A 12,403-nucleotide genomic window follows, 5' to 3' on the forward strand; every position below is an offset into this window, starting at 1 on the left:
CGCCGTGAAGGAACCGGCCCCGGGACGGCTCGACACCGGGCCGCCGGTGGGCGTCATCGACATCGGATCGAACTCGATCCGGCTCGTGGTCTACGAGGGGCTCACCCGCAGCCCCACCCCGATCTTCAACGAGAAGGTGCTGGCCGGGCTCGGCCGCGAGGTGCTGTCCACCGGGCTGCTCGCCGCCGATGCGGTGGAGCGCGCCTATCAGTCGCTGCGGCGCTTCCGGGTGCTGTGCGACACCATCGGGGTCAAGCGGCTGTGGGTGGTCGCCACCGCGGCCTGCCGCGACGCCGAGAACGGCCCCGAGTTCATCCGCCAGGCCCAGAGGATCTGCCGGGCCAAGATCGACGTGCTGTCCGGCAAGCGCGAGGCGATGCTGTCGGCGCTCGGCATCGTGTCGGGCATTCACGAGCCGGACGGCATCGTCGGCGACCTCGGCGGCGGCTCGCTGGAGCTGGTCGACGCCCGCGGCACCCGCCTCAAGGGCGGCATCACGCTGCCGCTCGGCGGCCTCGCCCTGCAAGACATCTCGGCGCGCTCGCTCAAGAAGGCCGAGAGGATCGTCGACACGGCGCTGCGCGACGTGCGCCTGCTCAAGGGCGGTGCCGGCCGCGCCTTCTACGCGGTCGGCGGCACCTGGCGGGCGCTGACCCGCCTGCACATGCGGCAGACCGGATATCCGCTGCACGTGATGCACAACTACATCGTGCCGGCCAAGGAGGCGCTGGAGTTCGTGCGCCTGGTGCGGCGGGTGAATCCCGAGATCCTGTCGCAGATCGACTCCATCAGCGAGACACGGCGGCCGCTGCTCGCCTATGCGGCGATCGTGCTCGAGCACATCATCCGCTATGGCAAGCCGCGCGAGATCGTGGTGTCGGCGACCGGCGTGCGCGAGGGCCTACTGTACGAGGCGCTGGGGGAACGCGAGCGCCGGCGCGACCCGCTGGTCGCCGCCTCGATGGAGCTGAATCAGCTACGCTCGCGCTCGCCGGCCCACGGGCTCGAGCTGGTCGACTGGACCGACGCCTTCATGGCCTCGACCGGCATCGAGGAGACCGACGCCGAGACCCGCCTGCGCCACGCCGCCTGCCTGCTCGGCGACATCGCCTGGCGGGCGCATCCCGACTATCGCGGCGAGCAGTCGTTCAACGTCATCTCGCACGCCAACTTCCTCGGCGTCGACCATCCGGGCCGCGCCTTCCTGGCGCTCGCCGTGTACTTCCGCCATGTCGGCCTGTTCGAGGGCGAATTGGCGCCCGGCATGCGCGAGCTCGCCACCGCCCGCATGATCGATCGGGCCCGCGTGCTCGGCGGTGCCATGCGGGTCGCCTATCTGATCTCCTCCGCCATGCCGGGGGTGCTGCCCGAGACCCCGCTGGTGGTGCGGCAAGGCCAGCTCCAGCTGTCGCTCACCGGCCGCTACACGGCGCTCGCCGGCGAGCGCGTGGCCAACCGGCTGCGCCAGCTCGCCCGGCTGATCGGCCGCGAGGCCGTGCTGGTGACCTGAGAGCCGTTCGAACCCACCGGACGGCGGCTGCGGTTGGGGTCGCTCCGGCATCAGGCCGGACCCGACCTCACATCGCTCGCACGCGCCGGAGGAAGGCGTCGACGCGGTCTTCAAGATCGCTGGCGCGCGTCTGCAAGACCTGTGCGCCTGCGAGCATCTCGGCGGACGAGCGGCCGGTGTCGGCGGCCGCGTGCGTCACGCCGGCGATCGTGGTCGACACATCGCGGGTCGCCGCCGACTGGCGTTCGATCGCGCCGGAGATCGAGGCGTTCACGGCGCTGATGCGGCCGATGACGCGATTGAACTCCTGGATGGCGGCCGCCGTGATCTTGCTGGAATCCTGGATGCCGCGCATCTGCTGATCGATCTGCTTGGTCGCGTCGGCGGTCTGGTTGGCGAGCGTCTTCACCTCCGAGGCGACGACCGCGAAGCCTTTGCCCGCCTCGCCGGCCCGCGCCGCCTCGATCGTCGCATTGAGCGCCAGCAGATTGGTCTGCGCGGCGATCTGGGCGATGATCTTGGTCACCTCGCTGACCGTGTCGGCGGCGTCGACGAGCTCGCTCACCATCTTGTCCGACTTGGTGGCCTCGTCGACCGCGAGGGCGATCACGCTGCTGGCCTCGGCCAGCTCGCGAGCGATCTCGTCGACCGATCCGGCCAGCGCCTCGGAGGCGGTCGCCATGGTGGCGGACTGGCTGCTGGTCTGCTCGGCCGCCAGGGCGAGCGCCTGCGCGGTGTGCTGCATCTGGCCGGCCGATGTCGCGACGGTGCCGACCAGCCCCTTGACGTTCGACTCGAACGTGGCGGCCAGCGCGGCGTTCTCGGCCTTGCGCTCGGACAGGTCTGTGGCGAATTTCACGACCTTGTACATCCGCCCGTTCATGTCGAAGATCGGATTGTAGGACGCCTCGATCCAGACCTCCCGGCCACCCTTGCCGAGGCGACGGAACTGACCGCTGCGGAATTCACCGCGGTTGAGGGCGACCCAGAACTCCCGATACTCGGCACTCGCCCGATAGGCCGGATCGACGAACATGCTGTGGTGCCGCCCCTGGATCTCGGGGAGCGTATGGCCGATCACGGCGAGGAAGTTCTGGTTGGCCGTGATGATCGTTCCGTCCAGCTCGAACTCGATCACCGCCTGGGAGCGGTCGATGGCGTTCACCTTGCCGCACAGCTCGGCGTGCTCGAGCTTGGCCTTGGTGATGTCGGTGGCGAACTTCACCACACGGAAGACACGACCGCGGGCGTTCAGCAGCGGATTGTAGGAGGCTTCGATCCACACCTCGCGGCCGCCGCTGCCCATGCGCTTGAACTGCGCCTGCATGAACTCGCCCTGGTTCAGCTTCGCCCAGAAATCATGGTACGCGGAGCTGGCGGCGTAAGCCGGATCGACGAACATGCGGTGGTGCTTCCCGCGCACATCGTCGAGCTTGTAGCCCATCGCGGCGAGGAAGTTCTCGTTCGCCGTGATGATGGTCCCGTCCGTCTCGAACTCGATGATGGCCTGGGATCGGTTCAGGGCCTCGAACGTGGCCCGGAGCGAGGGGACGCGGAGAAGGCTGCGCATGTGAAAGTCCGGCAGGTCGGCGAGTGGTCAGATGCCAGTTCGCCATAGAAGCCTAAAAACTTTCGAAAACTGATCAGCTAATCTTGCTGCGATGTCGGAACGATATCGCCGGGTTGGGCAGGAAACGGACTAATGCTGAGGGCGACTTGTCATGCCGGCCTCGTGCCCGGCATCCACGACTTCAGGCCGAGCAGCAACACAGACGGGGATGGCCGGGCAGGCCTGGCCATGACGGAGGATGCAGTCGGAGAGGACTGCCGTGCGGCCGCGCCCGTCGCGGCGCGATCAGCTTCGCTCGACCAGGATCACCCGGCCGCGCTCCACCGCCAGCGCGAGCTGCCCGTGCTTGAGGGCGAGCGCCTTCTCGCCGAACAGCTCGCGGCGCCAGCCCTTGAGGGCACGCACGTCCGCCTCGTCGTCGGCCGCAATGTGCTCGAGGTCGTCGACGGTGGCGATCACCTTGGCGGCGACGCCGTCGCGCTCGGCCGTCATCCGCAGCAGCACCTTGAGCAGCTCGACGGTGGCGCTGCCGTTGGCGAGCGGGCGATGCCGCTCGATCGGCGGCAGCGTCTTCGGATCGCGGGCGAGGCCGGCCTGGATGGCGTCGAGAATATCCTGGCCCCAGCGCGACCGCTCGAAGCCCTTGGGCAGCGAGCGCAGGCTCGCCAGCCGCTCCGGCGTGGTCGGCGCCTGCACGGCGATCTCGCCGATGACGTCGTCCTTGAGCACGCGGCCGCGCGGCACGTCGCGGGTCTGCGCCTCGCGCTCCCGCCAGGCCGCGACCTCGATCAGCACCGCCAGCTCCTTGGGCTTGCGCACCCGGCTCTTCAGCCGCTCCCAGGCGGTGTCGGGGTCGGCCCGGTAGGTGTCGGGCGAGGTGAGGATCTCCATCTCCTCGTCGACCCAGTTGGTGCGGCCGCGGCGGGCGAGATCGGCCGCCAGCGCCTGGTAGACGTCGCGCAGATGGGTGACGTCCGAGATCGCGTAGGTGATCTGGGCCGGCGTCAGCGGTCGCCGCGACCAGTCGGTGAAGCGGTTCGACTTGTCGAGAGCGTCGCCGGTGATGCGGTGGACGAGCTGGTCGTACGAGATGGCGTCGCCGTAGCCAAGCACCATGGCGGCGACCTGGGTGTCGAAGATCGGATGCGGGATCAGCGACGCCTGGTGCCAGACGATCTCGATGTCCTGGCGGGCGGCGTGGAAGACCTTGAGGACGCGCTCGTTGGCCATCAGGGCGTAGAACGGCGCGAGATCGATGCCCTCGGCCAGCGCGTCGACCACCACGGCCTCGTCCGGGGTCGCCATCTGGGCGACGCACAGCAGCGGGTAGTAGGTCGACTCGCGCAGGAACTCGGTGTCGACGGTGATGAACGGATGCGCCGCCATGCGCTCGCAGGTGGCGGCCAGCGCTTCGGTGGTGGTGATGGGTTCGACGGCCTCGGACGGGGTGGGGAGACCGGAGACGCGGACGGATCGCGAACGCAACGGACCCTCTGTCGGCATGAAACGGAGCGGAACGGAGCGGGCCGGGGACGCCCGCCGAATGCAGGGGGAAGAAACCGATAGGTCGATTATTTATCGATCATCCCGACGAATCTTAGCGCGCCGCCGCCCCGAGGTCGAGCAGCACGGCCCGATATTCGCGGAAATCCAACGGATTCTCGAGTTCGGGCGTACCGCCCGAGGGCGCGCCGGCATGTCGTTACTGGCCCCGGGTTCTCAGGCGGCGACCGCGTGCTCGTAGATGTCCTCCTCCTGGGCGTTGTGGATGCGCACCAGCGCCTCGATCGCTTCGATCACCCGCTGGGCGTCGCGGATCAGGTAGCGGTCGACATCCTCGGGCCGCAGGCCGTCGGCGAGGCGGCCGAGCAGGCGGGCTAGGTGCTGAATCTCCCGGTGCGCCCGGCTCATGGCGGCGAGGCCGTGGTTGTCGGCGAGGAAGCGGGTGAGGCGGGGATAGACCGAGACTTCGTCGTCGCGCTCGTGGGCCACCACATGCTCGGTCACCAGCCGGTGGGCTTCGCCGATCAGCGCCACGGCGCGGGCCGGGTCGGCGTCGTCGAGGGCATCGGCGATGGTGCGCAGACCGTCGAGGTCGCGCTCCAGGCGGGCGTGGTCCTCGCGCAGGTCGCGCGCTGCGGCCGAGGGCATCGGGCGTCGGAAGCCGGCAGCCCGGCCGGGTGTCAGCGCCCGCAGGGCGTTGAGGATGACGGCGACGTCGATCGCCTCCTGGACCAGGGCGCCGGCCACCGGGGTGAGCCAGCCGAAGGCGGCCGCCAGCATGGCGACGGCCGACAGCGCCATGCCGACCACGATGCTCTGCACCGCGATGCCGCGCGCCCGCCGGGCGACCGCGACGGCTTGCGAGACGCGGTCGAGCCGGTCCACCAGGATCACCACGTCGGCGGCTTGCGAGGAGGCGGAGGCGCCGCGCGCCCCCATGGCGATGCCGACCCCGGCGGCCGCCAGCGCCGGGGCGTCGTTGATGCCGTCGCCGACCATCAGGGTGGGGGCGAGGCGCTGCTCGGTGACGACGGCATCGACCTTGTCGGATGGGCTGCGGTCGGCCAGCACGCCGTCGAGATCGAGCGCCGCCCCGATGGTCTCGGCCGCGTCGGCGCGGTCGCCGGTCACCATCATGATGCGGGCGATGCCGGTCGAGCGCAGCATCTGGATCGCCCGCGGCGTCTCCTTGCGCAGCTCGTCGGCGAGCAGCAGCGCCCCGGCCGGGCGCCCGTCGACGAGCACGAACACGGCGAGCGCCGACCGCCACGACGCCCGGCGCAGCGCCCGCACCGCCCAGTCGGGCGGCCGGACGGTGCCGAACACCATGGCGGGCGAGCCGACCCGCAGGAGGTGGGGGCCGACCCGGCCCTCCAGGCCGGAGCCGAGGTTCTCGCGCACCTCGGAGGGGAGCGTCAGGGCGAGGCCGCGCTCGGCCGCCGCCGCCATGATGGCGCTGGCGACCACATGGTGCGACGCCTGCTCCAGCGAGGCGGCCAGCCGCAGCACGTCGTCGGCGCTCTCGCCCGGTGCGGTCTCGATCGCCACCAGCCGGGCGCCGCCGACCGTCAGGGTGCCGGTCTTGTCGAACATCACCGTGGCGGTGCGGGCGAGCGCCTCCAGGGCGCCGCCGCCCTTGACCAGGATGCCGTGGCGGGCCGCCTGCGACACCCCGGCGATGAAGGCGACCGGGGCGGCGAGGATCAGCGGGCAGGGGGTCGAGGCGACCAGCACGGCGAGCGCCCGGATCGGATCGCCCGACCACGCCCAGGCGGCGCCCGCCAGCACCAGGGTGACGGGCAGCAGCAGCAGCGCCCAGCGGTCGGCGATACGGATGAACGGGGCCTTGGCGGTCTGCGCCGCCGTGACCAGCCGGATGATCCCCGCATAGGTGCTCTCGCCGGCGGTCGCGGTCGCCCGCATCTCGAAGGTGCCGCCGACATTGACGGTGCCGCTGCGCACGTCCTCGCCGGGCCGGCGGGTCACCGGCAGCGCCTCGCCGGTGAGGGCCGACTCGTCGATCAGCGCGCCGGTGTCGACGACGGCGCCGTCCACCGGCACCACCTCGCCGGCCCGCACCAGCACGCGATCGCCGACCGCGATCGCCTCGATGGGCACATCCTCGACGGCGTCGCCGGTGCGGCGATGGGCGATCCGCGGGGCCCGGTCGACCAGGGCGCGCAGGTCGCGCTCGGCCCGCGCCACCGCGATGTCCTCCAGCACATTGCCGCCCGTGTACATGATGGCGACGACCACCCCGGCGAGCGGCTCGCCGAACGCGAGCGCGGCGCTCATCGACACGAAAGCGACGGCGTCGACCCCCATGCGGCCGGCGAGCAGCGCCTGGGCGATCGAGATGGCGAGCGCCACCACCACCGGGGCGGTGCCGGCCGCCCAAGCCCAATGGGCGAGGTTCGGGGCGCCGAGCCCCCAGGCGACGAGGCCGACCACCAGGCCGACCACCGCGGTGGTCACCAGCCCGTACCGCTTCAGAAGCTCGCCCATGGTGCCTCGCCGCCGGCTCGAACCAGACGCGAGAGGATCGTTAGCATTGCGGCGAAGTGCCTGAAAGTAAGGGATAATCCTGGGCTTTGACGCGACTGCGAGGCGTTCGCGAAGGGCGCCCTCGGCGGCTCATGCGGCGGGGGAGTCCGGGCCGGACCCGGGTGGCGGATGGGCCGGCGGCTGCTCCAGGAGCTCGGGGCAGGGCGGCAGGCAGCGCCACACCACCGCCAGCACCTCGGCCGGATCGAGCGGCTTGCTCAGGCTCGCCGCCGCGCCGAGGTCGACCGCCATGCGGAGAAAGTCGGGCCCCTTGCGGTTGCGCTGAAAGCGGGTGTGGCCCGACATCATCACCACCGGCAGGCCGGGACATAGCCGGCGCACCGCCCGCAGCGTCTCGAAGCCGTCCATCTCGGGCATGAAGATGTCACAGAGGACGAGATCGAAACGCCCGGCCTCCAGCGTCGCCACGCCGCTGCGGCCATCCGGCGCGGCCTCGACCTGGTACCCCTCGGCGGCCAGCAGAACCGCGAGTGCGGTGCGGACCAGTTCGTCGTCGTCGATCAAGAGAAGACGCGCCATCGCGGTGCGACCGGACTGCCACACCGGACTTGCGGCGGGTGGTGCTTCTCTCGTACACGGACGAGTGTATACAGTGCGCAAGGAATGTTCATCGATTTCTCCGACCGGAGTCGCACAAATCCTCCTGGTCGCGATAAACAAGCGTCATGACTTCGCTCGACCTTTCTCTCCCTGGTCCCAGCAACGGCGCCGCGGCGGCCGAGCCCGTGGCCGCGCCTGCACATGCCCGGGACGAGCTGCTCCGGCTGTGCATCGAGGCAGCGCCGGTCGGTATCGCCATGTTCGACCGCGAGATGCGCTATCTCGCGGCGAGCCGGCGCTACCAGCAGGACCACGGGGTCGCCGACCAGAACCTGGTCGGCCGCAGCCATGACGACGTGTTCCCGGGGCTGCCGCAGCGGTGGCGCGACATGCATGCGCGTTGCCTCGCCGGAGCCAGCGAGCGCTGCGACACCGACGTGTTCGAGGCTCCGGGTGCCGGCCCGGGCTGGTTCCGCTGGGAGATGCGGCCGTGGCTCGATCCGGCCGGCGAGATCGGCGGCGTCGTGCTGTTCACCGAGAACATCACCGAGCACGTCGCCCGGGAGGCCGAGCTGCGCCGCTGGGCCGACGCCTTCGAGAACGCCGCCATCGGCATGGTGGTCAGCGATGCGGCGAGCAACACCATCACGTTCGCCAATCCGGCCCGCGCCGCGATGACCGGCCGGACGGTCGCCGAGGTGTGTGGGGCCGATGTGCTCGACACCTATCCGGAGGCCGAGCGGCCGCGGGTGGCGGCGGCGGTCGCCGAGGCCGACCGCGCCGGGCGGATCACCTACGAGTCGGAGTTCCTGCACCGGGACGGCTCGACCGTGCCGGTCGAGGTGACCGTCACCAGCATCCGCAACCCCGACGGCAGCGTCCGCTACCGCATCTCCACCGCGCTCGACATCGCCGACCGCCAGCAGGCCGAGCGCGCCCGCCGGGAGAGCGAGGCGGAGGCCCGCCGCTACTCCGATCTGCTGCGGACCATCATCGACACCATGGCCGAGGCGGTGCTGATGGTCGACGCCGACGGCCACACGCTGTTCGCCAACGCGACCTGCAAGGCGATGTTCGGGGACGGTCTCGACATCGGCTCGGAGGCGTGGCAGCGCATCTACCGGCGCTATCGCGCCGACGGGGTGACGCCCTATCCGCCCGGCGAGACGCCGATCGGCCGCGCCCTTCAGGGCGAGAGCTTCGACAACCTGTACGTGATCTGCCGGCGCGACGGCGTGCCCGATCTCCACATCGTGGCGAGCGGCCGCTCGATCCGCAACGACGCCGGCCAGCACGAGGCCGCCGTGGTGGTCTACCGCGACGTCTCCGAGCTGACCGAGAAGACGCTGGCGGCCGCGCGCAGCGCCGAGCTGCTCGACAAGACCATCGCCAGCATCCCGGACGCCTTCCTGGTCACCGACGAGAACCGAAACTTCCTGCACGTCAACCCGGCCTGCAAGACGCTGCTCGGCATCGACGCCAGCGTGTCGCTGGACGAGTGGGAGAAGTCCTATCTGCTGCTCGACGCCGACGGCCGCACGGCGATCGTGGGAGACGATCGGCCGCTCGCCCGGGTGCTGCGGGGCGAGCCGATCGACGGCGCCGAGCTGGTGCTGCGCGATCAGGCCTCGGGGCGCGAGCTGGCGCTGTCGCTGACGGCGCGGCCGATCTACGATGGCGACGGCACGGTGCGCGGCGCCGTGCTGCTGTATCACGACCTGACCAAGTCGAAGCATATCGAGCGCCAGCTTCGCCAGGGCCAGAAGATGGACGCCATCGGCCAGCTCACCGGCGGTGTGGCCCACGACTTCAACAATATCCTCACGGCGATCACCTGCACGATCGAGATCCTCACCAAGGGGGTCGCCGACCGTCCGCATCTCGCCACCATCGCGCGGGTGATCGATCAGGCGGCGCGGCGCGGCGCCGATCTCACCCGCCAGCTTCTGGCCTTCGCGCGCCGGCAGCCGCTGGAGCCGCGGCCGACCGACATCAACGGCCTGGTCACCGACACGGCGCGGCTGCTGCGCCCGACGCTGGGCGAGCACATCGAGCTCGCCGCCATGATGGGCGAGGGGCTGTGGCGCGCCATGGTGGACGCCTCGCAGCTCTCCACCGCGCTGATCAACCTGGCGGTCAACGCCCGCGACGCCATGCCGAACGGCGGCAAGCTCGTCGTCGAGACCGCCAATGTGACGCTCGACGGCACCTATGCGGAGAGCAATCCGGACGCCCGCCCCGGCGATTACGTTATGATCGCGGTGAGCGACGACGGCACCGGCATTCCGGCGACGCTGCGCGAGAAGGTGTTCGAGCCGTTCTTCACCACCAAGGAGGTGGGGCGGGGCACCGGGCTCGGCCTCAGCATGGTGTACGGCTTCATCCGCCAGTCGGGCGGCCATGTGAAGCTGTACAGCGAGGAGGGGCAGGGCACCTCGGTCAAGCTCTACCTGCCGCGCATCAGCGAGGCCGAGGAGGGCGCCGAGGAGACGTCGTCCGCCGTCGTGATGACGGGCGGCCACGAGACCATCCTGGTGGTGGAGGACGACGACCTGGTGCGGCGCAACGTGATCACGCTGCTTCAGGATCTCGGCTACCGGACGTTCTCGGCGAATGGCGGGCCGCAGGCGCTCGACCTGATCGAGCAGGGCGCGCTGTTCGATCTCCTGTTCACCGACGTGATCATGCCGGGCGGCATGAACGGCCGCGATCTCGCCGCCGAGGTGGTGCGCCGGCGGCCGGGCGTGAAGGTGCTGTACACCTCGGGCTATGCCGAGGATGCCATCGTCCACCACGGCCGCCTCGATCCCGACGTCACCCTGCTCAACAAGCCGTACCGCAAGGCCGATCTCGCCGCCAAGGTGCGCGAGGCGCTGGGCGGCCCGACGGCGCCGGACGCGACCGGCCGCAAGCGGCGGCGGCGGACGAGCGAGCCGCCGGCCGGGGGGGCCGAGTAGGGCGCTGGCTGCGGGTAGAGGAGCCCGGCGTCAGCCGCCCCGCACCCGCGGCAGATGGATGAATCGCCACGGCGACGGCATCGGCCCAACCGGCACGGTGATGAGGGTCGGCCCGTCGCGGCGGGCGAAGCCGCGCGCCAGCGCCGCGCCCAGCTCCTCCGGCGTCCGGGCGCGCTCGGCCACCGCCCCGAAGCTCTCGGCGAACTTGACGAAGTCCGGGTTGGCGAGGTCGCAGGCGATCAGCCGGTTCCCGAACTGCTCCTCCTGGATGCGGCGGACATTGCCGAAGGCGCCGTCGTCGAACACGATCGCAACGAGCGGAATGCGATGGCGCACCGCGGTGGCCAGCTCGTTCGCCGTGTACATGAAGCCGCCGTCGCCGTTGATCGACAGCACCGGCACGTCGCGCCGGGCGTCCTGCACGCCGAGCGCCGTCGCGTAGCCCCAGCCGAGATTGTCCTGATAGCCCGGCGACAGGAAGGTGCGTGGCCCGTAGACCGGGAAGGCGAGACGGGCCGCGAAGCCGATCTGGGTGACCTCGTCGACCACCACGCCGTCGTCGGGCAGCGCCGCGCGGATCGCGTCCAGGAAGGCGAGCTGCGGCCCGAGCGCCGCCGCGAGGCGCGCCCGCAGCGCCGCCTGGCGATCCGCCATCTCGGCCCGGCGCGACGGCCGGGCGCGGTTCTCGGCCGGCACCAGGTCGAGCAGGCGGCGCAGGATCGGCGCGGCGTCGCCCACCAGCGCCACCGCCGGCGTGCCGTGGCGGGCCGGCTCCTCCGGATCGGCGTTGACGTGGACGATGGCGAGGTCGTCGTCGGTGCCCCAGTCGCGGCACTGGAAGAACAGGCGGGTGCCGACCGCCAGCACCACATCGGCCTCGCCCCACAGCTCATGGGCGAGCGGATGGGTGGCGCTCAGCGGATCGCGGCTGGTGAGAACGCCGCGGCCGCGGCGGAACCCGGAGGCGACCGGCGCCTGGAGCATCGCCGACAGCGCCGCCACCTCGGCGGCCGCGTCCATGGCGCCGCCGCCGACGAAGATCACCGGGTTGCGGGCGCGGCCGAGCAGGCGGGCGGCGGCCCGCACCGCGTCCTCGTCGATCGCCGGGGCGGCCGGCTGCTCCGGCTGCGGCAGCGCCGGCAGATCGGCGGTGCGCCCCCACACGTCCATGGCGCATTCGAGCACGGCGGGGCCGGGCCGCCCGGTGCGCATGGCCGCGACGGCGCGATGGACGAACGGCGCCGCCTCCTCGGGCTTGCGGATGCGGGCCGTGTGGTCGACGAGCCGCGCGATGATGCCGGTCTGATCACGGATCTCGTGCAGATGGCCGCGGCCGAGGCCGATCTCGGCCTCCGGGATCTGGCCGACGAGGCCGAGCACCGGAGCGTTCATCGAATAGGCGGTGAGCAGCGCCGCCGTCGTGTTGAGGAAGCCCGGGCCCGGCACCACCGCGAAGGACGACGGACGGCCGGTGGCGAGCGCGGCGCCCAGCGCCATGTAGGCGGCGCCCTGCTCGTGACGCGCATGCACGGTGCGGATGCGGTCGGCGGCACCGTAGAGGGCATCGAGCAGCGGGTCGTTGTGGACGCCCGGCACCGTGTAGAGCGTGTCGATGCCGTGCATCGTCAGCGCCGCGACGGCTGCCGCGGCCGTGGTGGTCGAAGTCATCTCGTCCTCGCCGGTCCTTTCGGGGGGTGCGCCGTATAGACCATATTTCGACGGCGCGATCACCCGCCGCGCGGGCGACCGGGGCCGCTG

7 protein-coding genes are annotated in these 12,403 nt (G+C 71.3%); 2 read left to right on the forward strand and 5 right to left on the reverse strand.

Going from position 1 to position 12,403, the window contains the following annotated elements:
• Positions 1-4: 4 nt before the first annotated feature.
• On the forward strand, positions 5-1,510 hold the full coding sequence (ppx, locus tag ACFQUV_RS07565) for an exopolyphosphatase (RefSeq protein WP_244601681.1): 1,506 nt from the start codon (positions 5-7) through the stop codon (positions 1,508-1,510).
• A gap of 67 nt (positions 1,511-1,577) precedes the next feature.
• Here the strand turns inward: ppx and ACFQUV_RS07570 are convergent, their stop codons facing one another.
• From ACFQUV_RS07570 to ACFQUV_RS07585, 4 genes are all read right to left on the reverse strand, one after another.
• Positions 1,578-3,080 (reverse strand): PAS domain-containing methyl-accepting chemotaxis protein, encoded by a 1,503-nt coding sequence (locus ACFQUV_RS07570; RefSeq protein WP_129610677.1) that lies wholly within the window; start codon positions 3,078-3,080, stop codon positions 1,578-1,580.
• Positions 3,081-3,365: 285 nt separating this feature from the next.
• On the reverse strand, positions 3,366-4,565 hold the full coding sequence (gene rnd / locus ACFQUV_RS07575) for a ribonuclease D (protein WP_280176764.1): 1,200 nt from the start codon (positions 4,563-4,565) through the stop codon (positions 3,366-3,368).
• Between the two features lie 234 nt (positions 4,566-4,799).
• Positions 4,800-7,088 carry a heavy metal translocating P-type ATPase gene (locus ACFQUV_RS07580; protein WP_129610675.1) on the reverse strand — a complete coding sequence of 763 codons (2,289 nt, stop codon included), beginning with the start codon at positions 7,086-7,088 and terminating at the stop codon, positions 4,800-4,802.
• A gap of 129 nt (positions 7,089-7,217) precedes the next feature.
• Positions 7,218-7,667 (reverse strand): response regulator, encoded by a 450-nt coding sequence (locus ACFQUV_RS07585; protein ID WP_129610674.1) that lies wholly within the window; start codon positions 7,665-7,667, stop codon positions 7,218-7,220.
• 146 nt (positions 7,668-7,813) lie between these two features.
• Between ACFQUV_RS07585 and ACFQUV_RS07590 the strand changes: the two genes are divergently transcribed.
• Positions 7,814-10,645, forward strand: coding sequence for a PAS domain S-box protein (locus ACFQUV_RS07590; protein ID WP_129610673.1), 2,832 nt, complete (start codon positions 7,814-7,816; stop codon positions 10,643-10,645).
• A 30-nt stretch (positions 10,646-10,675) separates the two neighbouring features.
• Here the strand turns inward: ACFQUV_RS07590 and ACFQUV_RS07595 are convergent, their stop codons facing one another.
• Positions 10,676-12,313 (reverse strand): thiamine pyrophosphate-dependent enzyme, encoded by a 1,638-nt coding sequence (locus ACFQUV_RS07595; RefSeq protein WP_129610672.1) that lies wholly within the window; start codon positions 12,311-12,313, stop codon positions 10,676-10,678.
• Positions 12,314-12,403: the final 90 nt, after the last annotated feature.

Source organism: Rhodoplanes sp. P11, from assembly GCF_964266735.1.
GTDB lineage: Bacteria > Pseudomonadota > Alphaproteobacteria > Rhizobiales > Xanthobacteraceae > Rhodoplanes > Rhodoplanes serenus.

Bases quoted from the DNA above. Each gene is read 5' to 3' on its own strand.
- ACFQUV_RS07570 (WP_129610677.1), bottom strand. From the start codon at position 3,080: ATGCGCAGCCTTCTCCGCGTCCCCTCGCTCCGGGCCACGTTCGAGGCC.
- ACFQUV_RS07580 (WP_129610675.1), bottom strand. From the start codon at position 7,088: ATGGGCGAGCTTCTGAAGCGGTACGGGCTGGTGACCACCGCGGTGGTC.
- ACFQUV_RS07585 (WP_129610674.1), bottom strand. From the start codon at position 7,667: ATGGCGCGTCTTCTCTTGATCGACGACGACGAACTGGTCCGCACCGCA.
- ACFQUV_RS07590 (WP_129610673.1), top strand. From the start codon at position 7,814: ATGACTTCGCTCGACCTTTCTCTCCCTGGTCCCAGCAACGGCGCCGCG.
- ACFQUV_RS07595 (WP_129610672.1), bottom strand. From the start codon at position 12,313: ATGACTTCGACCACCACGGCCGCGGCAGCCGTCGCGGCGCTGACGATG.